This window comes from Pseudomonas sp. PDM25 (genome assembly GCF_019219045.1).
Classification (GTDB): domain Bacteria; phylum Pseudomonadota; class Gammaproteobacteria; order Pseudomonadales; family Pseudomonadaceae; genus Aquipseudomonas.
Window position 1 is genome coordinate 47588 of record NZ_JAHUWL010000018.1, and the last position, 26730, is coordinate 74317.

Sequence of the window (26730 nt, forward strand, 5' to 3'; positions counted from 1 at the left end):
CACGGTGATTGAACATGCGCGTCAATAACATTTCCCTGATGGTCGTGCTGACGACGTTGTCGGCAGCCACTTACGCTGACGAAGTCGTCAACATATCAAACTGGAACGGCTACATCGCCGACGACACCTTGACCACGTTCACCAAGGAGACGGGGATCAAGGCGACGTACGACATTCACGACAGCAACGAAGTACTCGAATCCAAACTGATGACCGGCAACACCGGCTATGACGTGGTGAGCCCTTCAAACCATTTTCTGTCCCGATTGATCAAAGCCGGGGCGGTGCAGAAACTCGATAAAAGCCAGCTGCCCAACTGGAAAAACCTTGATCCGGCGTTGATGAAAAAACTCGAGGTCAATGATCCGGGCAACCAGTACGGTTATCCGTACATGTGGGGCACGGCGGGTATCGGCTACAACGTCGAGAAGATCAAGGCGATCTTCGGCAACACCGATGTCACCCATTCCTGGAACCTGTTTTTTGATGAAAACAACATCAAGAAGCTGAGCCAGTGCGGCGTGGCGATTATCGATAACCCTACGCAGATCCTGCCGATCACCCTGAATTACCTGGGGCTGCCGCCGCATAGCCACGAGCCGGCGGATTACAAGAAAGCCGAGCAGGCTCTGCTCAAAATCAGGCCTTACGTCCAGTATTTCCACGCCTCCAAGTACATCAGCGACCTGGCGAACGGCAATGTCTGCGCGGTGATCGGTTTCAATGGCGACATCGTGCAGGCGGCCGCCAGCGCCAAGGAAGCCAAAAACGGCATCGACATCGCCTATTCGATCCCTGACGAAGGCTCGACGCTGTGGTTCGACATGGTGGTCATGCCCAAGAGCGCACCGCACGAAAAGAATGGCTACGCCTACATGAACTACCTGCTGACACCGCAGGTCATTGCCAACATCAGCAACAGCATCCATTACGCCAACCCCAACCTGGCGGCGGATCAGTATGTTGGTCCGGCGGTGAAGCAGGACCTGGCGATTTACCCGCCGACAGGTGTGCTGGACAAACTGTTTACCGTCGAGGAACTTCCCGCGGCCATTGCACGGCTGACGACCCGCCTGTGGACCAAGTTGAAAACCAACACATAACAACATCGACACAATCCTTGGGGTGCGCCACATCAGGCGCCCCTCAGGAGTGCAGGCCTAATGTCAGTCAGTTAACCCGCAATGCAATCTGTAGCAGCTGAAATTGCTTAGCTGATTGGCATTAGGCTTACTCCAAGAGATTCTTCGTTGCATGTCATCGCCCTGACCATGGCCTACGCTTATCCCGAGATGGATATTCATTGATCAGGGTTTGCTCCCAGATCGATGTTCAACGGGTGCCCATAAAAACAAAAAGTCTCGGGAGAAAACGCATGTTCGCTTTGTTTAGTCGATTCAGCCGCTACATGGCAGTGGGAATGACCGCTGCCGCACTCGCGACACCGGCCTTTGCGCTGGACACCGTCAAGTTCATGGCCCCGGGTTCTGTGGGTGGCGGCTATGACCAGACCGCGAGGGTTCTGGGCAAAGCCATGATCGAGGCCAACACGGCCAAATCCACCACCTTCGAGAACAAGGGCGGAGCAGGGGGGACGTTGGGGCTGGCGCAGTTCGCCAACAGCACCAAGGGCGATCCGAATGCGCTGCTGGTTGTCGGCGCGATCATGGTCACTGCCATTGAACAGAACACACCGCAAATCACCTTGAAGGACGTAACGCCGATTGCCCGGTTGTTCACCGAGTACAACGTGATTGCCGTGCGCAAGGAGTCTGAATTCAAAACCCTGGAGGACTTGCTGAAGGTCTTCAAGGACAAGCCGACCAGTATTTCCTGGGGCGGTGGCTCCAAGGGGTCGATCGATCACATCGGCATTGCCGAGTTGGCTGCGAAAATGGGTGTCCCGGTCAACAAGGTGAATTACGTGGCCTTCGCGGGCGGGGGTGAAGTCGTTGCTCAGGCATTGGGCGGGCAGATCAAGGTGATCACCGGTGGTTATGCCGAGCTGGGCCAATACATCAGGAACGGCCAGTTCCGTGTACTCGCCATCGGCTCGCCCGAGCGTATCGAAGGCATCGATGCACCGACCCTCAAAGAGAAAGGTTACGACGTAACCATCGGCAATTGGCGGGGCGTTTACGGTGCCGCGAACCTCACGCCCGAGCAGCGCAAAGAAGTGACCGACGCCGTCGTGGCCGCCACCAACAGCAAAGTCTGGAAAGACAATATCGACACCAACAAATGGTCACCCAACGTCCTGACCGGCGATGAGTTCGGCAAATTCGTCGACGAAGAGCATGTGCGGCTGCGGGCGATGCTGGTCGAGGTCGGACTGGTTTCGAAATGACTCAGCCTCGCGCAATCGTGCCGGTGCAACTGGCGATCGGCGCCGGAGTGATCGCTATCAGCGCCGTGTTGGCGGTGGGCGCATTTCGGTTTCCTCCCGAGATGGGCTTCGTGATCCTGGGGGCCCACGTCTATCCGTACGCCGTCGCGGTGTTCCTGGGCGTGGTCGGTCTGTTGCTGTGTTATCAGGCCGCCACCGGTGGTTTCCGCGAGCTGGCGGACCACAGCGACGAAGCTGCCCAAGCGCTGCCCGGCGGAAAAGCTGGCGCAGCCTGGGTGACGGCGGGACTGGTGGGGGTGGCCGTGCTGATTAACCTCATCGGCTTCGTATTGGCCGCCGGGCTGCTGTTTGCCTGTTCGGCACGGGGGTTTGGCAGTCGTCGCCCAGTGAAGGACCTCGCTATCGGCATTGCCTTGACCCTGCCGATTTACTGGCTGTTCAACGCCGGGCTAGGGGTTTCCCTGCCGCCCCTTGTCAATGCCTGGATCTGACCCGGGCCGAAGGAGGTAAACAAGGTGGAAACTCTCGCGAACCTGGCCATTGGTTTTTCCGCTGCGCTGACACCGATCAACTTGATGTGGGGTTTTATCGGCTGTTTGCTTGGCACCGCCATTGGTGTCTTGCCGGGTATTGGGCCGGCGCTGACGGTGGCGCTGCTGTTGCCGATCACCGCCAAGGTCGATCCCACGGGCGCCTTGATCATGTTCGCCGGTATCTATTACGGCGCGCAGTTTGGCGGCTCGACCACTTCTATCCTGCTCAATACGCCCGGAGAATCGTCCTCCATGGTCACGGCCCTGGAAGGCAACCTCATGGCGCGCAACGGCCGGGCAGGACCGGCCCTGGCCACCGCCGCGATAGGCTCATTTGTTGCCGGCACCATCGCGACGGTGTTGCTGACGTTGTTTGCCCCGATTGTTGCCACGCTGGCGCTCAAGTTTGGTCCTGCGGAGTATTTCGCGATTCTGGTGCTGTCCTTCACGACGGTGTCTGCGGTACTCGGCGCTTCGATGCTGCGCGGTTTTGCCTCGCTAGGGGTTGGGCTGACCATCGGCTTGATCGGCCTGGACTCGACCTCGGGCATTGCCCGTTACACCTTGGCGGTGCCGGAGTTGGTCGATGGCATCGAAGTCGTGCTCGTGGCGGTCGGTTTGTTTGCAGTGGGTGAGGCGTTGTACAGCCTGCTTTATCAGAAAGAAGAAACGTCCGGCCGGCACCGTTTGACCTCGTTGTGGATGACGCGCGCTGACTGGAAACGCTCGGTCCCCGCCTGGCTACGGGGCACGTTGATCGGCTTTCCATTCGGGTCGATTCCGGCCGGGGGCGCGGAAATTCCGACGTTCCTGTCCTATTCGGCGGAACGCAAACTGAGCAAGTACCCGAAAGAGTTTGCGGGCAGCAAGGGCGAGGGGGCGATCGAGGGAGTTGCCGGTCCCGAGGCGGCCAACAACGCGAGTGCGACGGGTTCGTTGGTGCCACTGCTGACGCTCGGCATACCGACGTCCGCTACCGCGGCGATTCTGTTGGCTGCGTTCCAGAACTACAACCTGCAGCCGGGGCCGATGCTCTTTCAGACGTCGGGAGAATTGGTCTGGACCCTGGTGGCCTCGCTGTATGTCGGCAACGTGATCCTGTTGGTGTTGAATCTTCCGTTGGTGGGCCTGTGGGTCAAGCTCCTGCAGATTCCCCGTCCGTACCTGAACGCCGGCATTCTGGTGTTTGCCACCATCGGCGTGTACGGCATGCGCCATTCTTCCTTCGATCTTATGCTGATGTTGGCGATCGGTTGGGGCGGGGTGCTGATGCGTCGTTTCGATTTTCCAGTCGCGCCCGTGATCGTCGGCATGCTGCTGGGGCCGATGGCTGAAAAGCAGCTGCGCAATGCGTTGTCCATCAGCGAGGGAGACTGGCTGGTGTTTGTGACACAACCGATATCGGCCGCGTTCCTCGCACTGACGCTGCTGGTGCTGGTGGTTCCGCACCTGCTTCACGCCCGCGGTATCAAGTTGCATGAGGACGATTGAGCGCAGGCTGCACGGGTAATGCTGTTTACTTAAGGTTGGAGTACATATCCGTTTCTGCGGTGATGGCTGCTGGCGGTTTCGCTTTTACAGCGAGTCACTTTCGAAAAGCCTGCGCGGCCCGGCGGAAAGTAACCAAAGCGCTCTTGCCCCCTGTCGTTCGGTGCCTCGCTAAGGCTCGGCATGCCCTCGCTCCGGTCCTGCTCCGTGGGCCCGCCGCCATCGGCCATCCATGGCCGGGGGCGGCTAACCCGGCATCCATGCCGGGTTGCCCACTGCGCAGAACCGGAACGAAGCCTCCCGAGGCGGCGTGCACCGCAAAAGCAAAGCGAGGCGGCCTACCGGCCGGCCTGTCTCTTCATGCGTATGCATTCCCCCTGTGGGAGCGAGCCTGCTCGCGAAAGACGTGAACGATAACGCGGGCTGTCTGAATGAACACGGTGTCCGGACGTTTTTCGCGAGCAGGCTCGCACACAGGTACAACACCGGGCTGTTGATCTTGCTTTGCTTTGGCTTTTGATCTTGATCTGCCCCGTCGGAAGGCCGAGCGCAGGTTCTGCGCAGTGGGCACCGCGGCAAGGATGCCGCGGTAGCCGCCCCCGGCCATGGATGGCCGATGGCGGCGGGCCCACGGAGCAGGACCGGAGCGAGGGCATGCCGAGCCTAGGCGAGGCACCGTACGTCAGGGGCAAAAGCGTTTGGTTACTTGGCGCTTTTCCAAGTGACTCGCTGTAAAAGCGAAACCGCCAGCCGCCATCACCGCAGAAACGGATATGTACCCCACCCCTAAGTGAACAGCGCCGCACGAGGTGTTTCGATCAAACCAGATTAATCGTGACGTCGATGTTGCCACGGGTCGCCTTCGAGTACGGGCACCGCTGGTGGGCACCATCCACCACCGCCCGTGCGACTGCAGGATCCAGACCCGGAAGGCTGACATTGAGGCGCGCCTGGAGGAAAAAGGCATCTTCGGTCTTGCCCAGGTCCACTTCGGCATCGACGGCAACATCGCTCGGCAGGGTCACTTTCAACGCAACAGCCGCCTTACCCATTGCACCGATGAAACAGGCCGACCAACCTGCTGCCAACAGCTGTTCGGGATTGGTGCCACTCCCTGACGAGCCAGGCGCGGAAAGCTTGATGTCCAAACGTCCATCGTCGCTTCGCGACTCGCCGTTACGGCCTCCGGTCGTGTGGGTCTTGCCGGTGTAAAGCACGGTATCGATTTCATTGATCATGAGGTGGCTCCTGCTGGGGTGTTGGGCTCATTAGCCTGGGTTCATCGGAGAACGCCAGGTGTGCGACGCCACCCACTTTTTCACCTTCATGTACTGCGTATGTGTCCTGATCCGGCGATTGTGTATCGCTGTGTAAGATCGCCCGCGAACATACAGAGCGTTACAAATCCCCGGTCACCTTCGTCGATACACGTGAAGCCGTTATTCGCGAGGGGCCGTGACACCGTTTGTGGGATCACCTTCATGCAGCATCTGCGTCAGGATTTCTCGCTCCTTCACGCCCGGCACGACGCCGCTGGTTTGTGCTTCCAGCACGACGATGTCGTCCTCGTTGGTCATTGTGATAGTCGCCGTGGCCCGGTCCTTTTCATCGATGTTGGTGATTACCCAATGGCAGGTGATGGTGTCGCCGGCATACACGGGTTTCTTGAAGTGAAACGTCATGCCTGACGCCAGCCAACCGATCTGCCCACCGATTTCGGTGACCAGGCTGGCCGTCAGCAGACCATGGGAAACCGGCGCCCTGAAGCCGCGGGCCTCGGCGAAACGCGCATCGAAATGCACGGGGTTGTAGTCGCGGGAAATGTTGGCGAAGCGTTGAATGTCTTGCTCACTGAAGCGGCGGGATACCGTGAAGCTGTCGCCTGCTTGCAGCCCTTTGGCGGCGCGCTGTCTGAAGCTGATCACTGAATAATCCTTTTATTGATGAGGTGCTCTCAACCGGAAGCACCGATGAGCGTGCTTAATCAATAAGTGGGTTATTGTCACGCGTCAACCCGCTAATTCGCGACCCACAAACGTACAAGCCAAGCGACAGTTTGCCTGCGTAGACTCCAACGATTCGTACCGCGTTTCTTGGTTAATTGCAGGCAAGTCATGGACATTTTTCTCTACGCCTTCAGCGTGATGTACAGCCCGGGGCCGGTCAATTTCATGGCGCTGAACGCCGGGCTGACGGGAAGGTTTCGGCGCTCCCTGGGTTTCTTCGTCGGCGTGGGCTGCGCGTTGTTGATGCTGTTCATCCTCTTTGGCTATACCGGTGAAGCGATTATTTCCCAGAGGGCGCTGCCTTACATTTCACTGGTCGGCGGTCTCTATACGCTCTATCTCGCCTACCAGGTCTATACCGCAACGACGGTGGTGCCGGGGGTCAGCGAGCCCCCTGTTGCAGCGCAAAAGACCCTGACGTTCTGGAACGGATTTTTGATTCAGGTGCTGAACCCCAAAGGCATCATGGTGGTGTTGCCGATCACCAGTGTCATGTTGCCGGCGGCGCACATCACCGGTTCCTCCATCGCGATCGTCTCTGCGCTGCTGGCAATCGCCGGCGGTGGGGCGCCCGGAGTTTATTCGCTGCTGGGCGCCATCCTCGGCCGACGTATTACCCGTGAGTCTTATTTCACGGTGTTCAATCGTCTGATGGGGCTGGCGCTCGTGGTCTGTGCTTTCTTCATGTTCCACGCGTTCTACCTGCACGTTCAGGCGACATGAACCGGCTTGAGCGACGTGTCGATCCCTCGTGTTATGGTTTCGAAGGTACACATCTGCAATCGCACCGGTGGGCCACCATGCCAGATCACCCTTCGCAAAGAGATTGGGTCAGACATGCTCCCGAGGCTTCGAAGCTTGAACGGTTCGAAGCGTTCTTCTGCGCGCACGCCTTCGACCCTCATCGGCACGACACGTACGCCATCGGCCGAACCGTCGCCGGCGTGCACCGTTTCAATTACCGGGGTGAATCGAAACTGTGCCTGCCCGGTGAAACCATGATCGTGCATCCCGACGAATCCCATGATGGTTGCGCAGGCTCCGAGGCGGGTTTGCGTTATCGCGGCGTGTACGTACCGCCATCCCTGGTTCAGCAGATTGTGAAGGGCAAGCCGCTGCCGTTTTTCAAGGCGGCCGTCACCCGGGATCCGCGCCTGGCCGCTGCGGCCGATGCGCTCTTCGATACGCTGGGTGACGAACTGGATTCGCTGGCGGAAGACGACGCCCTCTATACCTTCGTGACGACTCTGGCAGAGCTCGCGGGCCAGCCTCCCGGCCGGACAGCCCACCACTTCGCCGCTGCGGCGCGAGCCCGCGAATACATTGACGACAACCTTGATCGGCCGATCACCCTCGACGACCTGGCCGATTGCGCCGGGCGGGATCGCTGGAGCCTGTCGAATGACTTTCGTATGTTCTTCGGCACCAGTCCGCACCGCTATCTCACGCTGCGGCGCCTGGACCGGGTGAAAGCGCTCACCCAAGCGGGGCTGGCACTGTCGGATGCGGCGATCGATGCGGGTTTTTTCGATCAAAGCCACATGTCCAGGCACTTCAAGAAGGCTTTCGGTATTTCGCCTTCGCGCTGGTGTAGCCCTGCCAAAGCGTTCGACCACTGACCCAATGCGTTGCACCGCCGAGATTCGGGCTCACCCGGATTTCGCAGCAGAGCCGTGCCCGATTGATCCTTCCAGCCACAGCACGAGAATATTCGTCATGCCCGATATCACCCTGACCACTCTGCAAGGACTCAAACAGCGCGGAGAGAAAATCGTCATGCTGACCTGCTACGACGCCACTTTCGCCCACGCCTCCAGTAGTGCTGGCGTGGAGATGTTGCTGGTCGGCGATACCCTTGGAATGGTGTTGCACGGTCATGACAGCACGCTGCCGGTGGAGGTAAAAGATGTGGCTTACCACACCGCCTGCGTCAAACGCGGCAATGCCGGTGCCTTCATCGTTGGCGACATGCCGTTCATGAGTTACGCCACCCTTGAGCAGGCATTGCAGAGCGCCGGCTGCCTGATGAAGGCGGGCGCCCACATGGTCAAGCTCGAAGGGGATATCTGGCTGGCGGACACCGTTCGCCGACTGACCGAGAACGGTGTTCCGGTGTGCGTGCACCTGGGATTGACCCCGCAATCCGTCAACATTCTGGGAGGGTTCAAGGTTCAGGGGCGCGACCCGGTTCGGGCCCGTCAGTTGGTTGAGGCTGCTCTGGGCCTGGAAGAGGCCGGCGCTGCGATGTTGCTGGTGGAATGCCTGCCCAGCCCGCTGGCCGAGCAGATCAGCCAGGCCGTGCGCATCCCGGTGATCGGCATTGGCGCCGGGCTGGGAACCGATGGCCAGGTGTTGGTCCTTCACGACATGCTGGGGCTGTCCCTGACCGGTCGTACGCCCAAATTCGTACGCAACTTCATGGTCGGGCAAGACAGCATCCAGTCTGCGCTGGAGGCATATGTGGCGGCGGTGAAGGGGGGCGCTTTCCCGACGGGGGAGCATGGGTATTCGGCGTGAAACGGTCTCGCCAACAGTCGTCGGCGGGACCGTTTTTCGCCGCACCATCAACCTCGTTTAGGCAGCTTCCAGTCTGGCCGAATGAAATGGCAGGTGTAACCGTTGGGATAGTGTTCGAGGTAGTCCTGATGTTCCGGTTCTGCTTCCCAGAACGGGCCAGCGGGCACGATTTCAGTGACGACCTTGTCAGGCCACAAGCCGGATGCATCAGCGTCGGCCACCGTGTCCTCGGCCACCTGCTTCTGTTCATCGTTGAGATAGAAGAGTGCCGAGCGGTAGCTCATACCCACATCGTTGCCCTGACGATTTTTCGTCGTCGGGTCGTGGATCTGAAAGAAAAACTCGAGGATCTGGCGATAGCTGATCTGGTCCGGATCGAACACGATCTCGATCGCTTCCGCGTGGGTGCCATGGTTGCGGTAAGTCGCGTTGGGTACATCGCCGCCCGAGTAGCCTACCCGCGTGGAGAGCACGCCGGGGTAGCGTCTCAGCAGATCCTGCATGCCCCAGAAGCAACCGCCGGCCAGGATCGCAGTTTCAGTTCGCGTCGTCATATACGGTCCCTCCCATCAGTGAATTTAGCGTCCGGTATCAATGTACCTCATGTGCTTTCGCTTCTTGGCCGAAAGCGCTCACTCCATCCGCGGCCACTGATCCTCGATTGCGTACCACGGCGCTTTCGATGCAACACACACGTGTTTCTGTTTTTCACTCAGGAACGGTGTGTCCAGCGTGCTTATCGCCACGGACATCCAATCCGAATACTCGCCTTTGGAATCAGACCAGAACAGCGAAGAGCCGCAATCGCCACAGAACTGTCGGGCGACACCTTCGGACGAGTGATAGGTTTTCAGCGTCTCGACCCCCGCAATGATCTTAATCGCCGACCTCAGGGTGCTTGCATACGTCGCGAACGCTGCCCCGTGGCCCTTGCGACATTGGCTGCAATGGCAATGGGTAAGCGCTTTCAGCTCGGCGGCCACCCGATATTTCACTGCGCCGCACAGGCAACTTCCTTGGTGAAGTGCATCCATGTTCATCGTTTCTCAAGTCTCGGTCGTGCCACTTTAGCGGTCTGCCGAGTTGAGTAAAACCCAGGTGTCCGGTCTTTCGTCAGGCGGATTTATTGTATTGTCGGCCCCAGGATGTGATGCACCCCATGGAGAGAGCATGACGTTAACCGCTGAAACGTTGATTGAGATCGCGATGGCCAATCCGGCAAATGCCGAGATTGCCCGGCGTTTGCCTTCACTCGGCCTGGACCAATGCATGTTGACGGCGGGCTGCCTTTTTCAGGCGGTCTGGAATCATCAAGCCGGGCTTCCCGCCGCTTGGGGCATCAAGGATTACGACGTTTTCTACTTTGATGAAGACGTGTCGTGGGAGGCCGAGAATGAAGTCATCGTTGCCGCCCGGAAGCTCTTTTACGATCTGGACGTGAACATCGAAATCAAGAACCAGGCACGGGTTCACCTTTGGTACGGTCAGCGATTTGGCAGGGCTTATCCCAAGCTTCAGTCGGCAAAGGATGGCATTGATCGGTATCTGATTGCGGGGACGTGTATCGGTCTGGATGTGGTGACCGGCGAGGTGTACGCGCCTTACGGTTTGAGCGATGTCGAAGAAGGGCTTTTGCGGATCAATCCGGTGAATCATCAGCCCGATCTGTTCGATCAGAAGGCCCGGAGTTATCAGGCTCGCTGGCCTTTTCTACGGTTGGTCGCAGTTTGAACCGACAGACATTTCCGCCGCGCACCATGCACTCCGTGTGATCGACTTCACCACCGCCTAACGCTCCGATCAACGCCAGGTCCAGTTCGCAGACCACCGGGTGGGCCGCGGCCAGGCGGTGGAAGACGCAGTTATGCGCGACGATTTCCTTGTCGTCGGACGAGCGAAAAAACACCTCTGCTTCGTATCCTGCCTGGTTCATGTGCTGCACGATCCTGGCTTCGTCAACCACCTGAGGTTCGCGGTCCAGGGCCAATTTGCGGCCCATGCTGCGCATCAGCGAAGCCAGGGCATCGGGGCCGATGATGTCGGCCACTTCTTCAATCAGCACACTGGCCAGCATCTGATATTGGCGAGGGAACTGCTCCCGCGCATGGTCGGTGAGCCGATACAGCTGCTCTGGACGCCGGCCCGTTGGCCGGGTTTCGCCGCGCAGCACCAAGGCGTCACGCTCCAGCGCCGCCAGATGCTGGCGAACCGCGGTGCGTGTCACCGAAAGATGGTCAGCCAACTCGTCAATGCTCATGCCGCCCGCGTGGTGCAGCAGCGCATTGAGCAGGTCCTGCTGTGTACGGCCCAGTCCTTCCAGCATGGTTTGCCCTCGCGCGGTATCAGAACTTGTCCGGGAACTGCTTGACCAGTGCGGCCGTCAGCGCATCAGCCAGCGACACGATATGGGTGCGCATCATCTGCCAGGTGCGTGCTTCGCCTGCGTAATCGTGCGCGGCGAGTTCATCGACCTGGGCGACGTGATGGCCGCCGTGAGCCGACAACATGGCAACCAGTGTGTTTTCAGGCAGGTTGGGGTTGGCTTTGGCCAGAAACGCCGCAATCGCCTTGGCATTGCTGGTCAAATCCGTGACGGCTGCCTGCTTGCCTTTCGTGTCTTTGGCGACCGTGGCGTCGCTGTAGTGTTTCACCGCGCCCCAGTGACCGGCAAGCAGCTTGAGCAATTGATCGGCAGCGGGCTGGCCGTAGAGCGGAGCAATGCTGTTGGCGATTTTGGTCGCGTTGTCGACGACCTGGTCAGCGGCGACTTTGGCTTGCTGTTTGTCCGCCGCCTGATTGGCGATTGCGTAGTTTCTGATCCAGAAAATATGCTCGACCCACAGGTCGCGCAAGGCCAGGCGCGTGGTCAGCGCGGCGCTGTCGGCGGAGGCTGGAGCGGCGGGGGGATTCTGACTCCAGGCCGGTTGAGCACAGAACGCCAACAGCATTAAAGCCAGGACTTTGATATTCATGACGGCACCCTCTGGTGATGGGATTGTTCGACAATATCAATTTAAGCATACGAATATGTTTTTATTGGGCCCAAGCCAAACTCGCAGATCAACGGTAGGTAAAAGGGGAGAGTAGGGACACCGCAGCCTAGCTAACGGGTGTCCCCTTCGTTACGCAAAAATCAGAACTTGAACGCTTGTCGACCGACCAGCAACCAGTGGCCTTTCTGTTTTTGCCAGATCTGGAAGTTCTCGATTTCGGTCGGAACCACTTCGGTGCCTTTGAGTGCTTGAGCCGAGAAGTGATGGCGGACCAACGCTACGTCACCCGAAATGGTGATGGTCTGGTTCTGCATCTCCAGGGTTTTGAACGCGCTTTTGCCGGTTTCGATATCGTCGATGAATGCTTTCTTGTCCTGGATCTTCCCGCTGGAATGCCCGTAGGTCAGGTTCTCGGCGGTCAGTGCTTTCAGTTCGGCAATGTTCTTGTGCAGCATGGCTTGCGTCAGATGATCGACGGCTTGCGCAACATCCTTGTCCGCGGAAGCGGGGGCGGCGGCTACGTAGCCACTGAAAAGGCACAAGAATCCAATCAGCAGTTTCACTTTTTTCATCGGTGTTTCCTTGTTGTTGTGGGTTGTAGGAGCGAGAGTGAAAAACATCACTTATCGGTCATCGTACAACCTAGCATGCAGCCGAGAAAAAAACGAACTTGCGTTGAGGACTCATATTCCTGGGTAGGAAGCGCGACTCGCCATTACAATGCAACACGTAGTAACTCATCACTTATAGGGATATTGGCCAGTGGATGACAACAGAAGGCCCATCAAGACGCGCTCTGCGGGCTGGGCAAAACACATCACCGACATTTTGGTGAAAAGAGACATTTCCCCCAATCAGATATCCGTCGCCAGCATCGCCTTCGCGCTTGCCGGCGTCGTGGCGCTCAATATTGATAGCGGTGTCATTGGATCGATCTGCTGCGCGATCGGCATTCAGTTGCGCCTGCTGTGCAACCTTTTCGATGGGATGGTGGCGATAGAGGGCGGCAAGAAGTCCGACATCGGCAGCCTCTACAACGAATTCCCCGACCGGATTGCCGACAGCCTGCTGATCGTCGGGTTGGGGTATGCCATTGGCCAATCCGACCTCGGATGGTTTGCTGCCCTGGCGGCGGCACTGACTGCTTATGTCAGGGTGTTCGGCGGCTCGATTGGCCTCAAGCAGACCTTCATCGGTCCTATGGCCAAGCAGCATCGAATGGCCGTGATGACCGCAGGACTGCTGCTGAATGCCATCGAAGCAAAGTTTTATGGCACTCACTACGTACTGTTGATCGCGCTGGTTGTCATCGCCCTTGGTTCAGTCGCCACCTGCGTCACGCGAACGCTGGCGATCGCCAAGCAGTTGAAGGGGACCGACCATGTGGATCAGTAATGCGCTGATTTCTGTTCTTCGACTGCTGATTGGCGTCACGGCCAGATGGGAGAGCCCGCCGGATCTGACGCGTCAGCGAATCTATTTCGCCAACCACACCAGTCACATGGACACCTTGGCCATCATTGCGGCCCTGCCGCCTGAGGCGAGGTTGAATGTGAAGCCGATCGCCGCTGCCGATTACTGGGGGAAGAACCGATTTCTCTCGTACATCTCCCAGAAAGGCCTGAATGCTGTGCTGATCGACCGTAAACCGGCGCCCGGTAAAAACGCGCTGGAGCCCATTTTCGATGTGGTGCAGGCGGGTCATTCGATCATCTTCTTTCCGGAAGGCACGCGCTCATCCGAGGCACTGCCCGGGGAATTCAAATCAGGTCTTTACCGGCTGGCCGAGACCTTCCCCGATGTCGACCTGGTGCCGATCTACCTGGAAAACCTTCATCGCTCCATGCCCAAAGGCAAACACGTCCCTCTGCCGATCATCTGCACGATCCGTATCGGCAATCCGATGGAAAGGATTGCTGGCGAGGATAAACAGGTGTTTCTGGAACGCGCGCGTAACGCCATTGTGGGGTTGTCGAAATGAGTCTTGAAGCAAAGTTTTTGTGGTTCTTTTTCGGATTGGCCTGCTTGCTGGCGATTGCTTCGCTGGCCGGTCGATTGCTGGCCCGGCGGGCCAAAACGGAAGGCGCTGTCTCGACCATCGAAAACCTCAATCAGCGTGTGAATGCCTGGTGGGGGATGGTCATCATCTTCTTCGTGTCCTACCTGCTGGGCGGCAATGCAACGGTCGTCCTGTTCGGATTCATCTCACTGTTCGCGCTCAGGGAGTTCATTACCCTGACACCGACCAGGCGGGGAGATCATAACGCCTTGTTTTCGGCGTTTTTCATCCTGATCCCGCTGCAATACATTCTGATCGGTACTCACTGGTATTCGATGTTTACGCTGCTGATTCCGGTGTATTCATTCCTGCTGCTACCGGCGATTGCGGTGCTGAGCCAGGACACTGACGGCTTCCTGGAAAGGACGGCAAAAATTCAGTGGGGCGTGATGATCTGCATTTATTGCATCAGCCATGCGCCCGCGCTGTTGCTGTTGGATCTGGAAGGATTCGCCGGCCAAAACGCGCTGTTGCTGTTCTACCTGGTGTTCGTCGTTCAGTTGAGTGACGTGTTGCAGTACGTGTTCGGCAAACTCTTGGGCAAGCACAAAGTTGCGCCGCTGGTGAGTCCGTCAAAAACGGTCGAAGGTCTGGTCGGTGGCGGCCTGTCCGCAACGCTGATTGGCGGCTGCATGTTCTGGATGACCCCCTTCAGCTTCTGGCAGTCACTGCTGATGTCGTTCGTCATCGTGGTGATGGGCTTCCTCGGTGGGCTGGTCATGTCGGCGATCAAACGCAGTCTGAGCGCCAAGGACTGGGGCACCATGATCAAAGGTCACGGCGGCATGCTCGACCGGATGGACTCGATTTGCTTCGCCGCGCCGATCTTCTTTCACCTGACGCGCTACTTCTTCTCCGCTGCCTGATTCAGGCGCCCTCAAAACCGAAAAAACATACCGCATGTCGCAAAGACATGCGCGTATGGACTTTCGCTTCATTAACCACTCGTGCCGGTCGATAACCTCTTTAGCAAACCAATCCGCGGTTGGCTTCAACGCAACTGACAAACGTGCTGTGAGAGGATCCACAAAGTGTCCATAAAATTACGTTTGATTCTGCTGATTGGCACCGGGCTGGCTACCGCGTTGATCATGAGCCTGGTCAGTTACCTGGGAAATACCCGGATGGCTGCTGCGGTGAATGACAACGAGGTCAGTATGACCGTGCTGCGCAACCACCTCGAAGCCGACATGATGCACGACGCCTTACGCGCCGACGTGCTGTCCGCGATGTTGGTCGGGTTGGGTAAAAGCACCAGCAGCAAAGCCGAGGTGCGCAGTTCCATCGAGGAACATGCGGCGCATTTTCGTGAAATGCTCGGTGAAAACCTTAAGCAGCCGGTCAACGACACCATCAAAGGGGCCCTGAACAAGATCAAGCCCAGCCTTGATACCTACATCAGCGCAGCCGAAGGCATTGTTGGGGTGGCGCTGGAAAATCCGCAGGCCGCGCAGCAACAACTGGGCAGTTTCAGTAGCATATTCAGCCAGTTGGAAAGTCAGTTGGCCACCCTCAGCGAACTGATCGAGACCAACACCCAACAGACCCGTGCCGACACTCAGAACGTCATCAGCAATGCCAATTTCACCCTCGGCGGTGTCCTGATCGCCAGCCTGTTATTGCTGCTGGCCCAGGGGCGCTCGGTGATGCTGAGCATCATGGGGCCGTTGCAGACTGCCAGCCGCATTGCTGACAGCATCGCCCATGGCAACCTGAGCGAACCGATTGTCGAACCCACCCACAACGACGAAGCCAGCGCTCTGATTCGCAGCCTTGCGACCATGCAGCGCGACCTGCGCGGCATGATCGAAGCCGTGCGCAGCAACGCCCACGGCGTGAGCGGCATGAGCGAACAATTGAGCAGCGGCTGCCACGAAGTCGCCGGCAGCAGCCAGCAACAAAGCGTAGCGGCCAGCACCATGGCGGCTGCCGCCAGCGAAATGACCGCGAGCATCGAGGAAATCACCCGGCATGCCGAGCGCGCACTGAACATGGCCAATCAGGCCGAGGCACTGGCCAAGGATGGCGGTCGCGTGATCCATCAGGTGGTCAACGACATGGACGGCATTGCGCGTTCGGCGCAGCAATCGGCCCAAGTGATCCGCACGCTGGACAAGGAGTCCGAAGGGATTTTCAGCATCATCCAGGTGATCAAGGGCATCGCCGATCAAACCAACCTGCTGGCGCTCAACGCCGCGATCGAAGCCGCTCGTGCCGGTGAGCAAGGCCGTGGATTTGCCGTGGTGGCCGATGAAGTGCGCAGCCTGGCGGGACGCACCAGCGCCTCCACCCAGGAAATTGCCACGATGGTCTCACGCATCCAGCAAAGCACCCGCGAGGCGGTGACCAGCATGGAGGCGGGCGTGGCGCAGGTCGACAAAGGCATGGCTGTGACCGCCGACGTCGAACGCGCCATCCGCGAAATTCTCGACGCCACGCTGAACACCACGCAACTGGTCAATGACATCACCCGCACCATCGGTGAGCAGAGTCTGGCCAGCAACGAAATCGCCCATCAGGTCGAAATGATTGCCGGTATGTCCGAAGGCAACAGCAAGGTCATCGGCCGGACCGCCTCGACCACCGATGAGCTGTCCACCCTGGCAGGCAAGCTCTCGCAGTCGGTGGATCGGTTCAGACTTTAAGGCGTCAGTCCTGACAACGTCGATTACAGATACTTGTCCGTCACCGCGCCTTCCGAGGCGCTGGACACGGTCTTCGCGTACTTGGCCAACACCCCGCGTTTGTACTTGGATTCCGGGCGCACCCAGCGGGTTTTGCGCTCGGCCAGTTCGGCGTCGGAGACATCGACCGTGATCTGCCGTGTTTCGGCGTCGATGGTGATCTTGTCGCCGTCTTCAATCAGCGCTATCGGCCCGCCGTCAAAGGCTTCGGGCGTGATATGGCCCACCACAAACCCGTGTGAACCGCCGGAGAAGCGGCCGTCGGTGATGAGCGCAACGTCTTTGCCCAGCCCCTTGCCCATGACCGCCGACGTCGGCGAGAGCATTTCGCGCATGCCGGGGCCGCCCTTGGGGCCTTCGTAGCGAATCACGATCACATCGCCGGCCTTGACTTCGCCGTTGAGGATGCCGGCCAGCGCGCCTTCCTCGCCGTGATACACACGAGCCGTGCCTTCAAAGCGCAAACCTTCCTTGCCGGTAATCTTGGCCACGGCGCCGGTGGGCGAAAGGTTGCCTCGCAGCACCACTAAATGGGAGTCCTTTTTGATCGGTTGGTCGAAGGGCAGGATCACGTCCTGACCTTCGGGGTAATCGGGCACGTTTTCCAGGTTTTCGGCCAGGGTTTTGCCGGTGACCGTCAGCGCATCGCCATGCAGCATGCCGGCGGCGAGCATGCGCTTCATCAGCGGCTGGATACCGCCGATGGCCACCAGTTCGCTCATCATGTATTGGCCGCTGGGACGCAGGTCGGCCACCACCGGGGACACCTTGCCCAACTCGACAAAATCATCCAGCGTCAGCTCGACATCCACCGCATGCGCCATGGCCAGAAGGTGCAGCACGGCATTGGTCGAGCCGGCGAGGGCGATCACCACCCGAATCGCATTTTCAAAGGCCTTGCGGGTCATGATGTCGCGCGGTTTGATGTCTTGCTTGAGCAGCTCCATGACTTGCTGACCGGCGCGGAAACTGTCCGACGCCTTGTCGCTGCCGACGGCGTCCTGAGAGCTGGAACCGGGCAGGCTCATGCCCAACGCTTCAATCGCAGAAGCCATGGTGTTGGCGGTGTACATGCCGCCGCAGGAGCCGGGGCCCGGAATCGCCACTTCCTCGATGTGCTTGACCTGAATCTCGCTGATATCCCCCCGCGCGTGCTGACCCACGGCCTCGAACACGGAGATGATATCGGTGTGGCCTGCGCCCGGCCGGATGGTGCCGCCATACACGAAGATGGACGGGCGATTCAGCCGCGCCATACCGATCAGGCAGCCCGGCATGTTCTTGTCACAACCGCCCACGGTCACCAGACCGTCAAAGCCTTCGCAGCCGGCCACGACTTCAATGGAATCGGCGATCACTTCCCGCGACACCAGCGAATACTTCATACCTTCGGTGCCGTTGGCGATGCCATCGGAAATGGTGATGGTGTTGAAAATAACGCCCTTGGCGCCAGCGGCATTCGCGCCTTTTTCGGCTTCAATCGCCAGCTTGTCGATGTGCATGTTGCAGGGCGTGACCATCGCCCAGGTGGAGGCGATACCGATCTGCGGTTTCTTGAAGTCTTCGTCGGTGAAACCTACGGCACGCAGCATGGATCGTCCGGGCGCGCGTTCCACGCCGTCGACCACTTGGGAGGAATATTTGCGCAGATCAACTTTGTCGCTCATGACATCTCCTCACCGGCTCATCGAGAAAAGCACGATGAGTATAGTGGTCGAGACGGACCATCAAGTCGGGAACAGACGCGCGGGTTTGCCTTGTCGTGATATTCTGCGCGCCAACTTGCTTTGACCTATTCAGTTTGTGCGTCCTTGAGACGCGCCAACAGAATCACTGTCGCTCAAGTAGCTGAAGCCAATAACGATAAAAAGTCAGTTCAGTAGGGACATATAAACTGAGGTCGATGGAGACACGTCGGCCTTGTGTGCCCACCCTCCAATCCTTATGCGTGCGCAACCCGCAGCATGCTGCCTGCATGCCGTGAACCAGGGGCATCAAGCATGGGGATGGAAGGGCGGATGACGTTTTATCAAAGGTGCTACAGATGTTTAAGAAAATGAACACGGCCCTGCTGGGGCTGGCTTTGTCGATGGGGATCACGTCCGTTCACGCGGAAGAGGCAAAGAAAGTCGATGTGCTGCTCATTGGCGGCGGCATCATGAGCGCGACCCTCGGTGTTTGGCTCAATGAGCTGGAACCTGGCACTTCGATGGAAATGATCGAGCGTCTCGACGGCGTCGCCCTGGAAAGCTCCAATGGCTGGAACAACGCCGGTACCGGTCACTCTGCCCTGGCCGAATTGAACTACACCCCGGAAGACGATAAAGGCAACGTCCAGATCACGAAAGCCGTTGAAATCAACGAAGCCTTTCAGATCTCCCGTCAGTTCTGGGCCTGGCAGGTTCAGCAAGGCGTGCTGAAAAACCCGCGTTCGTTCATCAACTCCACACCGCACATGAGCTTTGTGTGGGGCGATGACAACATCAAGTTCCTGAAAAAGCGCTACGAAGCCCTGCAAGCGAGCCCGCTGTTCGCTGGCATGCAGTACTCCGAAGACCCGGCTGTGATCAAGAAGTGGGTTCCGCTGATGATGGAAGGGCGTGACCCGAACCAGAAAGTCGCAGCCACCTGGAGCCCGATCGGTACCGACATGAACTTTGGCGAGATCACCCGCCAGTTCGTTGCGCACCTGCAAACCACGCCAAAATTTGACTTGAAACTGTCTAGCGAAGTGCAAGACATCACCAAGAACGAAGACGGCAGCTGGCGCGTCAGCTACAAAAACCTGAAAGACGGCAGCAAAACCGAAACCGACGCCAAGTTCGTGTTCATCGGCGCGGGCGGCGGTGCACTGCACCTGCTGCAGAAGTCCGGCATTCCTGAAGCCCAGGAATACGCAGGCTTCCCGGTTGGCGGCTCGTTCCTTGTGACCGAGAACCCGACCATCGCCGAGCAACACTTGGCCAAGGCCTACGGCAAAGCCTCCGTTGGCGCACCGCCAATGTCGGTTCCGCACCTGGACACCCGCGTCCTGGACGGCAAGCGCGTCATCCTGTTTGGCCCATTCGCGACCTTCAGCACCAAGTTCCTCAAAGAAGGCTCGTACCTGGACCTGCTGACCACCACCACCACGCACAACGTGTGGCCAATGACCAAAGTCGGCATCAAGGAATACCCGCTGGTCGAGTACCTTGCAGGCCAACTGATGCTGTCTGACGAAGACCGCCTCAACGCCCTCAAAGAATACTTCCCGAATGCCAAAGCCGAAGACTGGCGCCTGTGGCAAGCTGGCCAACGCGTGCAAATCATCAAGCGTGATGAAGCCGCTGGCGGCGTGCTGAAGTTGGGTACCGAGATTGTTGCCTCGCAAGACGGCACTATCGCTGGCCTGCTGGGCGCATCGCCGGGCGCTTCGACGGCTGCACCGATCATGCTGACCGTGCTGCAAAAGGTGTTCAAGGACAAGGTGGCATCGCCTGCCTGGCAGGAAAAGCTGCACCAGATCGTGCCGAGCTATGGCACTCAGTTGAATGGCAGCCCTGAGAAAGTGGCTGAAGAGTGGGCTTACACCGCCAAGGTGTTGCAGCTGACGCCGCCGCCGGCGATTGGTCAGATGGTGGCTCCGGCTGCTGCTCCGGCTGCTCCGGCCAAGGCGCCGAAGGCTAATGCTGCGACTGATATGGCTCTGTAACTAGAGGCGTAATCGAAAAGCCCACTGAACCGGTGACGGTCAGTGGGCTTTTTTGTATCTGGGATTCAGTTCTTGCAGGTTTCGCAGTGCTTAGGTCGACGAGTTTTTGTGGCGAGGGGGCTTGCCCCCGTTGGGCTGCGAAGCGGCCCCAGAAAGGTGAACGATCATTCAATGTCGTACATCAGTTCCAAGCTTTTTATCCATTCATTCGGCGCATTGTATCTTGCGTAATAAATTTCCCTTTCTGCTCCGCTTAAATTAGTAAAAACCGCAGGGCAAGGTGGCTTTTGACCTTGACTTGAGACCGGCTAATGGGGGGCGCCTTTTAACCGTCACCTTTTAATCTTCTCGATATTTATTGTTAGTGTTTTACGTTTTTTGAGGGGGCGCGCCAATAACCCAGCTTATGAATACGCTCGCAATCTCGCTCCATAAGTTTTTCAATTTTTCACAGTCGGGAGATATTTGATGATTCGAGGCGAGTGCTGTTTTCACCTCGGCTTTCAACGGCCATGGTCTGATCAGGTAACATTCGCATTTTTTAGCTGTGCACTGTGATGCACATTTATTGTATTCAACACCGAGAGCACCATGCCAATAGTTTCTATAGTGTTCGTTTTCTTGTGCATAATGACCGCGAAGACCTTTTTTATAGTCCCAGTATAACTTGGCTTCAGGGTAACCATTAGTTTCTGCAATTTTCAAGGTAGAGATGATTTGTTTTGCTTCGGCAGTTCCAGAGTTTTCTTCTAGAAAATTCAATGGAAGTAAATTTTCGATTTCATGAAAGTCTAAGTCTAAGTGATACGAGAGGGGCATCGAAGTGTCTTCTACTTCGCGGACCAATGCAGATGTATCTCCAGCCGTATCAGTGGGGTATTTTTTATCGCTATCCGTTATGCATAAGCAGAAGGTTTCTCCCTCTTGCTGTTTTTCTTTGTAAACGGCGTAGGTTCTATTTCCGCCCCCTTGAACTTTTTTATATGTAAGTGAGAGATATTTGTTGTTAAGTACGTTTTTTGCATACCATTCCGCCACGGCTGTGTAAATTAGATTGTCATTGATGTCTTCAAACACAACCTCGGAAGAGGATTGAAAGTTTAACTTTATGAAGCTGTCGATTGGTATCTTTATAACTTTTTTGTTGTTTTCTATTGCGCACTCTATGTTGCTTCTTCCGAAGTCAACGATAGTGTATGTGGTTACATCTTTAAGTATTGAGAGGACTTGACTGCGGCGGGTTGCTGCTCTGTGGAAAATGGCTCTGCAAGGGAGACTTAAGTCATTTAAGTTTGATATCGCAATTAAAGTTTTTTGATCGCCGCTGATTAAATGTGCGCCAGATCTCAGTATTAGGGATAGTCCTTCTATTGATCTTAAGGTGTCGTGAGGAATTTTTTCGGCAGCAATGCAATTTAATATCGAATGATCGAGGTAGATAAACATCTTACACCTCGATATCGAAAAAGCCATAGGGCCAGTTTGTCAATATACCATCGTCATCAAATTTACTAAGGTCGACACAGGTTTTTGATTTTTCGGTTTCTTTGGAAAATATAATGATATTTGCATCATTGTTGCTTATCTCGCCTGCAGCCATCATTAAACCTATTTTGTTAACTATCGCTTCGCTATGAGTCTCTAAAATTAAGTTGATCTGCATGCCGTGTTTTTTTGCTTGCATTACAGCTCTTATGAGAGCTTCGGCAAGCTTGGCTTGAAGGCGTGGATGCAAGTGGAGTTCTGGTTGTTCAATTAAATAAGTGTAGGTAAAGCCGTCTTTGAATCTAGCTTGTTTATTGATTAGTGTCCAAACCTGGACTATTATTGGCATTACTTGAGAAAAGCCGAAGCCCATGTCCGTGAGGTTGAAGCTTTCCCCGGAGCCTTCGTATTCAATCCCCGCAGTTATGTGGCCGCCAGAATATTTTACTTCTAGCCTGAATCCAAATTCTTGTTTTGTCCAATTGTCTAAACTTTGTTTTTCTCTATCCGATAAATTTCGAACGAACATGGCTAAGTTTTCACCCTTAGAGTCAAGCTCTCCAACACTAAGATCTTGAGACCTATAATAGCGTTCTGCTGAGGCTCTTAGGGGCGCAGTGTAAGATACCCTCCGGAATGTTTCATTTAGTACTTCGTCAATTTCTGGGATCAGAGCAGGTAACCTAGCGAGAAGCACAAGATCACGAATTGTTTTAAATTCTATGCAGTCATGTGTCATCCCTTCGGTTCGCTTTCTCCAGGTGACAGTAGGGGAAGCCCGATAGAAGGATGTAAGCATATCTTTGCTACTGCCAATTCTTATTTGAGAGTACGCACTTGCGATAGCGGACTCTCCGGATTTTCCATGCATATAGAGGCTAAGTTTTCTTAATATGACCTGGCGTAATTTTTCTGGTGGGTTTTTTGAGCGCCATGTACTGAACATTAATGCTTCTGAGGGGTCATGTTTCGCAAAAATCCCCGGTAATAAACGTACCGCCTGAAAGTAAGAGAATAAGTCCGCATAATCGGAGTATTCCGCGCCGTTTATATGTAAAGTCGAAATTTTTCCTTGGTCATTGATTCCAATATCAACTTCATTATCTGCTATTGATAATTTTAGTCCTGCTGTTCTGGTGAGACCATCTTTGCCGCGAGAAGTAAGTCGTATATCAACAACTATTTTTGTAGTCGGACCGCTTGGATCTCTTCTGTGATTTCTTTGCCAAAGCAAGGGGTTTATGAGTATCTGTTGTGGGACTGTCAAGCCGAAAGTAAATGATATTTCTTTGCTGTCGTTATTTCTGTTGAGCGCTTGGTCAAAGTCTCCAAAGTCGACATATTTTCCATACCATAAAACAGAGCTTCTGGTATTCGTTTCTACACTTTGCTTTAATAGAGGAAACGTTCGTAAAAAGGTGCTTTTACCAGAGCTGTTTTCTCCTAGCAACACAGTTACGGGGTTGATTTTAATGTTTCCGGTGTCTTCTAAGCTGCGAAGGTTTTTAATTCTTATATAGTCAAGCACAATAATTCCCTTTCTATGTCGACGCGCTTAGGTTAACGATTTGAATACCACACATTTCACACACAAAGGCTATGCTAGATTGAAAGCCATCAAATGGCCATAATTTTGGGGTCGGAATTTTCTTTTTGAGGCATACCTGTCATCAGTACGTGATCAAAGAAACCCCGAATCCTCCCTATACGGACAGCGAAGAAACCGCCCCCACATTCAAATCCAACAAGCCAGCCATGGCTAAACGCCGTCCCAATTCCATTTTTTCAATCGTCCCCAAAACTCACTCCGAAACCCTACCTGTTCACGCCTGTGAAACCCTTGCCTCAGCCGGTGTGATGGCCTCTGAGCTGGCATTCATCCTCGAAGGTCCTAAATGCAATTTGGCATTGGCGATAGAGCAGATGATTTCATTGGCGGAGTTGTCAGTGAATCGAATGCTGGATCAGGTTGATCCGCAGACGGTAGAGGAGGGCGTTGTTTCAGCGTGATATGGCAGTGAAAAGCCCCGTCCCTTTTTAGGGGGCGGGGCTTTTTTACGTTTTAAGATTAAATCATCGCCCGAACACGGTCCGAGCCTTTGGCAGCTCTTACATGTTCGCGGATCTGATCCGTATTTTCCCGCGTCATCTGCATCTGTAATGCACACAGCCGCCGGCTCACAATAACGGCACGCTCCGCAGTCGCGGCAACCGCTGCACCGCAAACTCATAATGTAGGAGGCCCAATGGGCAAGATGGCGATTTTCCTGGGTGGATTTCTGGTGTTGACCATTTTGATTGGCGCCCTGGCCACGATCTCTCCCACTTAGTCCTTTCTGCGATCAGACATTCTCCCGCCAGCGCCGCGCCTGAACCAACAACGCCTCCACAGTGGGAGGCGTTGCAGTTTCAGCGATACCGCTCGTGTTACCTGAGGTCGAAGCGATCCAGGTCCATTACTTTGGCCCAGGCGGCGACGAAGTCTTTCACGAACTTTTCCTGCGCATCAGCGGTTGCATAGACTTCAGCCAACGCTCGCAACTGCGCATTTGAGCCGAAGACGAGATCGACGCGGGTGCCGGTCCATTTCAATTCGCCGGTTTTGCGATCGCGCCCTTCGAACTCCTCATTAGCCTTCGACACCGGTTTCCATTCCACGCCCATGTCCAGCAGGTTTTTGAAGAAGTCGTTGGTCAACGCTTCCGGCTGCTGGGTGAATACACCGTGCCTGGTTTGTCCGACGTTGGTGTTCAACACACGCATGCCGCCAATGAGCGCGGTCATTTCTGGCGCGGTGAGTGTCAGCAGTTGCGCCTTGTCGATCAACAGATGCTCGGCCGGGACGCTGTATTTGCCTTTGAGGTAGTTGCGGAAGCCATCGGCGATGGGTTCGAGGAAGCCGAAAGACTCCACGTCCGTCTGCTCTTGGGTGGCATCCATCCGCCCAGGTGAGAAAGGCACCGTCACGGTTTGACCGGCATTTTTCGCCGCCTGTTCGACGCCGGCATTACCGGCCAGCACGATCAGGTCTGCCAGCGAGATTTTCTTGCCGCTGTTGTTGAACTCGCTTTGGATACCCTCGAGTTTCGCCAGCACGCTCGCCAGTTGCTCAGGCTGGTTGGCCTGCCAGAACTTTTGCGGGGCCAGACGCAAGCGCCCACCGTTGGCGCCACCGCGTTTGTCGGAGCCGCGGAAAGTCGACGCCGCCGCCCAAGCCGTTGATACAAGCTGCGAGACGGTCAGGCCCGAGGCCAGGAGTTTGCTCTTGAGCGCGGCGACGTCACTGTCGTTGACCAAGGCATGGTCGACCGCTGGAATCGGGTCTTGCCACAGCAGCTCTTCGCTCGGCATTTCCGGGCCGAGGTAGCGGGAGAGGGGACCCATGTCGCGGTGGATCAGCTTGAACCAGGCGCGGGCGAACGCGTCGGCCAACTGGTCTGGATTGGCCAGGAAACGCCGTGAAATCGGCTCATAGATCGGGTCGAATCGCAGCGACAGGTCGGTGGTCAGCATGGTCGGATTGCGACGCTTGGACGGGTCGTGAGCATCCGGAATGATGCCGGCGCCGGCGTTATTTTTCGGTATCCACTGGTTCGCACCGGCCGGACTTTTGCTCAGTTCCCACTCGAAGCCGAACAGGTTTTCCAGGTAGTTGTTGCTCCATTTCGTGGGTGTGGTGGTCCAGGTCACTTCCAGGCCGCTGGTGATGGTATCTGCGCCTTTGCCGGTGCCAAAGCTGTTCTTCCAGCCAAAGCCTTGGGCTTCGAGGCCAGCGGCTTCGGGCTCGGCCCCGACATTGTCGGCAGGTCCGGCGCCATGGGTCTTGCCGAAGGCGTGGCCGCCGGCGATCAGTGCCACGGTTTCTTCGTCATTCATCGCCATGCGACCGAACGTTTCGCGGATGTCCTTGCCCGCAGCGACCGGATCCGGGTTGCCTTCCGGGCCTTCCGGGTTGACGTAGATCAGGCCCATTTGCACGGCGGCGAGCGGGTTCTCCAGGTTGCGCCCCTGTTCAGTGCGGCTAGCCTCGTTTTCCCCTGGCTCAGCTACAAGTGGGCCTTCGCCGGGTTCTTGCATGGGCTCGTCTTTTTTGCCGTAGCGGGTGTCGCCGCCCAGCCACTTGTTTTCCGAGCCCCAGTAGACGTCCTCATCCGGTTCCCAAACGTCCGGACGACCGCCGGAAAAGCCGAAGGTCTTGAAGCCCATGGACTCCAGGGCGACGTTGCCGGTGAGGACGATCAGATCAGCCCAGGAAATTTTGTTGCCATATTTTTGCTTGATCGGCCAGAGCAGCCGACGTGCCTTATCGAGGCTGACGTTGTCCGGCCAACTGTTGAGCGGCGCGAAGCGTTGCTGGCCGGAACCGGCGCCACCACGACCGTCACCGGTGCGGTACGTACCGGCGGCGTGCCAGGCCATGCGAATGAAGAGTGGCCCGTAGTGACCGAAGTCCGCCGGCCACCAGTCCTGGGAGTCAGTCATCAACGCAGTCAGGTCTCTTTTGACCGCTTCAAAGTCCAGGCTTTTGAAGGCTTCTGCGTAGTTGAAGTCCTTGTCCATGGGGTCGGACAGGGACGAGTGCTGATGGAGGATTTTCAGATTCAGTTGGTTCGGCCACCAGTCGCGGTTTGTCGTGCCACCGCCAGCGGCGCTAATGAACGGGCATTTCGATTCGTTTGCCATGTGTGAGCTACCTTTGGTCGTATTCATCCGGCTATCCGGCCCAACGTGGGCGTTAAACAGCAACGGGCGAAACCAATGACACAGGCTGCAGGGCCAGCAGTTTGATCAACTGATTGTTTTGATCACAGGGGAATTCTGAACAGCGGCAATCGAGTTGCCTGCACGGTGGCCTACGGCAGGTTTAGTCAGGTTTCTGACCCATTCCTATCTCCTTATCAGCTCTTGACCGGCCGGCTTATGGTGC

At 56.6% G+C, this 26730-nt stretch carries 25 protein-coding genes and 1 pseudogene; 15 read left to right on the forward strand and 11 right to left on the reverse strand.

Going from position 1 to position 26730, the window contains the following annotated elements:
- The first annotated feature begins 14 nt into the window (after positions 1 to 14).
- The 4 genes from KW848_RS26495 (at position 15) to KW848_RS26510 (ending at position 4371) form a co-directional block, all read left to right on the forward strand.
- Positions 15 to 1103 carry a polyamine ABC transporter substrate-binding protein gene (locus KW848_RS26495; protein WP_218538540.1) on the forward strand — a complete coding sequence of 363 codons (1089 nt, stop codon included), beginning with the start codon at positions 15 to 17 and terminating at the stop codon, positions 1101 to 1103.
- A gap of 272 nt (positions 1104 to 1375) precedes the next feature.
- Positions 1376 to 2347, forward strand: a complete 972-nt coding sequence (locus KW848_RS26500; RefSeq protein ID WP_218538541.1) for a tripartite tricarboxylate transporter substrate binding protein — start codon at positions 1376 to 1378, stop codon at positions 2345 to 2347.
- Entirely contained in the window at positions 2344 to 2838 is a 495-nt protein-coding gene (locus KW848_RS26505) for a tripartite tricarboxylate transporter TctB family protein (RefSeq protein WP_218538542.1), read from the forward strand. The genes KW848_RS26500 and KW848_RS26505 overlap by 4 nt, the downstream gene beginning before the upstream one ends.
- Positions 2839 to 2862: 24 nt before the next feature.
- Positions 2863 to 4371, forward strand: coding sequence for a tripartite tricarboxylate transporter permease (locus KW848_RS26510; RefSeq protein ID WP_192409699.1), 1509 nt, complete (start codon positions 2863 to 2865; stop codon positions 4369 to 4371).
- Between the two features lie 815 nt (positions 4372 to 5186).
- Here KW848_RS26510 and KW848_RS26515 read toward each other — a convergent pair.
- The gene (locus KW848_RS26515; RefSeq protein WP_192409698.1) at positions 5187 to 5606 is read right to left on the reverse strand and encodes an organic hydroperoxide resistance protein; all 420 of its coding nucleotides are present in this window, start codon (positions 5604 to 5606) and stop codon (positions 5187 to 5189) included.
- A gap of 201 nt (positions 5607 to 5807) precedes the next feature.
- Positions 5808 to 6293, reverse strand: coding sequence for a MaoC family dehydratase (locus tag KW848_RS26520; RefSeq protein WP_218538543.1), 486 nt, complete (start codon positions 6291 to 6293; stop codon positions 5808 to 5810).
- A 189-nt stretch (positions 6294 to 6482) separates the two neighbouring features.
- On the opposite strand from KW848_RS26520, the gene KW848_RS26525 reads away from it, so the two are divergent.
- From KW848_RS26525 to panB, 3 genes are all read left to right on the forward strand, one after another.
- On the forward strand, positions 6483 to 7097 hold the full coding sequence (locus KW848_RS26525; protein ID WP_218538544.1) for a LysE family translocator: 615 nt from the start codon (positions 6483 to 6485) through the stop codon (positions 7095 to 7097).
- 77 nt (positions 7098 to 7174) lie between these two features.
- A complete protein-coding gene (locus tag KW848_RS26530; RefSeq protein ID WP_192409695.1) occupies positions 7175 to 7993 on the forward strand; it encodes an AraC family transcriptional regulator in 819 nt (272 codons plus the stop codon).
- A gap of 97 nt (positions 7994 to 8090) precedes the next feature.
- Positions 8091 to 8891 carry a 3-methyl-2-oxobutanoate hydroxymethyltransferase gene (panB, locus tag KW848_RS26535; protein WP_218538545.1) on the forward strand — a complete coding sequence of 267 codons (801 nt, stop codon included), beginning with the start codon at positions 8091 to 8093 and terminating at the stop codon, positions 8889 to 8891.
- A 47-nt stretch (positions 8892 to 8938) separates the two neighbouring features.
- On the opposite strand, the gene msrA is transcribed toward panB, so the two are convergent.
- Positions 8939 to 9445, reverse strand: coding sequence for a peptide-methionine (S)-S-oxide reductase MsrA (msrA, locus tag KW848_RS26540; RefSeq protein ID WP_111448697.1), 507 nt, complete (start codon positions 9443 to 9445; stop codon positions 8939 to 8941).
- Between the two features lie 78 nt (positions 9446 to 9523).
- Positions 9524 to 9925 carry a GFA family protein gene (locus KW848_RS26545; RefSeq protein WP_218538546.1) on the reverse strand — a complete coding sequence of 134 codons (402 nt, stop codon included), beginning with the start codon at positions 9923 to 9925 and terminating at the stop codon, positions 9524 to 9526.
- 136 nt (positions 9926 to 10061) lie between these two features.
- Here KW848_RS26545 and KW848_RS26550 point away from each other — a divergent pair, with 136 nt between their 5' ends.
- The gene (locus tag KW848_RS26550) at positions 10062 to 10622 is read left to right on the forward strand and encodes a nucleotidyltransferase family protein (protein WP_218538547.1); all 561 of its coding nucleotides are present in this window, start codon (positions 10062 to 10064) and stop codon (positions 10620 to 10622) included.
- On the opposite strand, the gene KW848_RS26555 is transcribed toward KW848_RS26550, so the two are convergent.
- The 3 genes from KW848_RS26555 to KW848_RS26565 all read right to left on the reverse strand — a co-directional run bounded on the left by KW848_RS26555 (position 10531) and on the right by KW848_RS26565 (position 12456).
- Complete coding sequence (locus KW848_RS26555; protein ID WP_218538548.1) at positions 10531 to 11214, reverse strand: metalloregulator ArsR/SmtB family transcription factor; 684 nt, start codon at positions 11212 to 11214, stop codon at positions 10531 to 10533. The two genes, KW848_RS26550 and KW848_RS26555, sit on opposite strands and share 92 nt — an antisense overlap.
- A 19-nt stretch (positions 11215 to 11233) precedes the next feature.
- Positions 11234 to 11863, reverse strand: coding sequence for a hypothetical protein (locus KW848_RS26560; protein WP_033056644.1), 630 nt, complete (start codon positions 11861 to 11863; stop codon positions 11234 to 11236).
- A 161-nt stretch (positions 11864 to 12024) separates the two neighbouring features.
- Positions 12025 to 12456, reverse strand: coding sequence for a nuclear transport factor 2 family protein (locus KW848_RS26565; protein ID WP_111448695.1), 432 nt, complete (start codon positions 12454 to 12456; stop codon positions 12025 to 12027).
- A gap of 190 nt (positions 12457 to 12646) precedes the next feature.
- On the opposite strand from KW848_RS26565, the gene KW848_RS26570 reads away from it, so the two are divergent.
- The 5 genes and pseudogenes from KW848_RS26570 to KW848_RS32530 all read left to right on the forward strand — a co-directional run bounded on the left by KW848_RS26570 (position 12647) and on the right by KW848_RS32530 (position 16588).
- Entirely contained in the window at positions 12647 to 13279 is a 633-nt protein-coding gene (locus KW848_RS26570) for a CDP-alcohol phosphatidyltransferase family protein (RefSeq protein WP_192409690.1), read from the forward strand.
- A complete protein-coding gene (locus KW848_RS26575; protein WP_008156442.1) occupies positions 13266 to 13865 on the forward strand; it encodes a 1-acyl-sn-glycerol-3-phosphate acyltransferase in 600 nt (199 codons plus the stop codon). The genes KW848_RS26570 and KW848_RS26575 overlap by 14 nt, the downstream gene beginning before the upstream one ends.
- Positions 13862 to 14809: a phosphatidate cytidylyltransferase gene (locus KW848_RS26580; RefSeq protein WP_111448693.1), complete on the forward strand. Its 948-nt coding sequence runs from the start codon at positions 13862 to 13864 to the stop codon at positions 14807 to 14809. Before KW848_RS26575 ends, KW848_RS26580 begins: the two co-directional genes overlap by 4 nt.
- A 165-nt stretch (positions 14810 to 14974) precedes the next feature.
- Positions 14975 to 15730, forward strand: a pseudogene (locus KW848_RS32525) (MCP four helix bundle domain-containing protein); the annotation flags it as partial.
- Between the two features lie 132 nt (positions 15731 to 15862).
- Entirely contained in the window at positions 15863 to 16588 is a 726-nt protein-coding gene (locus tag KW848_RS32530; protein WP_375154737.1) for a methyl-accepting chemotaxis protein, read from the forward strand.
- Between the two features lie 23 nt (positions 16589 to 16611).
- On the opposite strand, the gene ilvD is transcribed toward KW848_RS32530, so the two are convergent.
- Positions 16612 to 18294 (reverse strand): dihydroxy-acid dehydratase, encoded by a 1683-nt coding sequence (gene ilvD / locus KW848_RS26590; RefSeq protein ID WP_218538550.1) that lies wholly within the window; start codon positions 18292 to 18294, stop codon positions 16612 to 16614.
- 377 nt (positions 18295 to 18671) lie between these two features.
- On the opposite strand from ilvD, the gene mqo reads away from it, so the two are divergent.
- Positions 18672 to 20318 (forward strand): malate dehydrogenase (quinone), encoded by a 1647-nt coding sequence (mqo, locus tag KW848_RS26595; protein WP_218538551.1) that lies wholly within the window; start codon positions 18672 to 18674, stop codon positions 20316 to 20318.
- Positions 20319 to 20687: 369 nt separating this feature from the next.
- On the opposite strand, the gene KW848_RS26600 is transcribed toward mqo, so the two are convergent.
- On the reverse strand, positions 20688 to 21764 hold the full coding sequence (locus KW848_RS26600) for a hypothetical protein (RefSeq protein ID WP_218538552.1): 1077 nt from the start codon (positions 21762 to 21764) through the stop codon (positions 20688 to 20690).
- 1 nt (position 21765) lies between these two features.
- Positions 21766 to 23331 (reverse strand): AAA family ATPase, encoded by a 1566-nt coding sequence (locus KW848_RS32270; protein ID WP_218538553.1) that lies wholly within the window; start codon positions 23329 to 23331, stop codon positions 21766 to 21768.
- A gap of 149 nt (positions 23332 to 23480) precedes the next feature.
- Between KW848_RS32270 and KW848_RS26610 the strand changes: the two genes are divergently transcribed.
- A complete protein-coding gene (locus KW848_RS26610) occupies positions 23481 to 23813 on the forward strand; it encodes a DUF6124 family protein (RefSeq protein WP_218538554.1) in 333 nt (110 codons plus the stop codon).
- Between the two features lie 417 nt (positions 23814 to 24230).
- Here the strand turns inward: KW848_RS26610 and katG are convergent, their stop codons facing one another.
- The gene (gene katG, locus KW848_RS26615) at positions 24231 to 26486 is read right to left on the reverse strand and encodes a catalase/peroxidase HPI (RefSeq protein ID WP_218538555.1); all 2256 of its coding nucleotides are present in this window, start codon (positions 26484 to 26486) and stop codon (positions 24231 to 24233) included.
- Between the last annotated feature and the right edge of the window lie 244 nt (positions 26487 to 26730).

Excerpts from the sequence above, each read along its gene's own strand:
- KW848_RS26600 (WP_218538552.1), bottom strand. The coding sequence starts at position 21,764 with ATGTTTATCTACCTCGATCATTCGATATTAAATTGCATTGCTGCCGAA.
- KW848_RS26545 (WP_218538546.1), bottom strand. The coding sequence starts at position 9,925 with ATGGATGCACTTCACCAAGGAAGTTGCCTGTGCGGCGCAGTGAAATAT.
- KW848_RS26560 (WP_033056644.1), bottom strand. The coding sequence starts at position 11,863 with ATGAATATCAAAGTCCTGGCTTTAATGCTGTTGGCGTTCTGTGCTCAA.
- KW848_RS26580 (WP_111448693.1), top strand. The coding sequence starts at position 13,862 with ATGAGTCTTGAAGCAAAGTTTTTGTGGTTCTTTTTCGGATTGGCCTGC.
- KW848_RS26525 (WP_218538544.1), top strand. The coding sequence starts at position 6,483 with ATGGACATTTTTCTCTACGCCTTCAGCGTGATGTACAGCCCGGGGCCG.
- KW848_RS26530 (WP_192409695.1), top strand. The coding sequence starts at position 7,175 with ATGCCAGATCACCCTTCGCAAAGAGATTGGGTCAGACATGCTCCCGAG.
- msrA (WP_111448697.1), bottom strand. The coding sequence starts at position 9,445 with ATGACGACGCGAACTGAAACTGCGATCCTGGCCGGCGGTTGCTTCTGG.
- KW848_RS26550 (WP_218538547.1), top strand. The coding sequence starts at position 10,062 with ATGACGTTAACCGCTGAAACGTTGATTGAGATCGCGATGGCCAATCCG.
- katG (WP_218538555.1), bottom strand. The coding sequence starts at position 26,486 with ATGGCAAACGAATCGAAATGCCCGTTCATTAGCGCCGCTGGCGGTGGC.
- KW848_RS26555 (WP_218538548.1), bottom strand. The coding sequence starts at position 11,214 with ATGCTGGAAGGACTGGGCCGTACACAGCAGGACCTGCTCAATGCGCTG.
- mqo (WP_218538551.1), top strand. The coding sequence starts at position 18,672 with ATGTTTAAGAAAATGAACACGGCCCTGCTGGGGCTGGCTTTGTCGATG.
- KW848_RS26575 (WP_008156442.1), top strand. The coding sequence starts at position 13,266 with ATGTGGATCAGTAATGCGCTGATTTCTGTTCTTCGACTGCTGATTGGC.
- KW848_RS26495 (WP_218538540.1), top strand. The coding sequence starts at position 15 with ATGCGCGTCAATAACATTTCCCTGATGGTCGTGCTGACGACGTTGTCG.
- ilvD (WP_218538550.1), bottom strand. The coding sequence starts at position 18,294 with ATGAGCGACAAAGTTGATCTGCGCAAATATTCCTCCCAAGTGGTCGAC.
- KW848_RS26500 (WP_218538541.1), top strand. The coding sequence starts at position 1,376 with ATGTTCGCTTTGTTTAGTCGATTCAGCCGCTACATGGCAGTGGGAATG.
- KW848_RS32530 (WP_375154737.1), top strand. The coding sequence starts at position 15,863 with ATGGCGGCTGCCGCCAGCGAAATGACCGCGAGCATCGAGGAAATCACC.
- KW848_RS26505 (WP_218538542.1), top strand. The coding sequence starts at position 2,344 with ATGACTCAGCCTCGCGCAATCGTGCCGGTGCAACTGGCGATCGGCGCC.
- panB (WP_218538545.1), top strand. The coding sequence starts at position 8,091 with ATGCCCGATATCACCCTGACCACTCTGCAAGGACTCAAACAGCGCGGA.
- KW848_RS26565 (WP_111448695.1), bottom strand. The coding sequence starts at position 12,456 with ATGAAAAAAGTGAAACTGCTGATTGGATTCTTGTGCCTTTTCAGTGGC.
- KW848_RS26515 (WP_192409698.1), bottom strand. The coding sequence starts at position 5,606 with ATGATCAATGAAATCGATACCGTGCTTTACACCGGCAAGACCCACACG.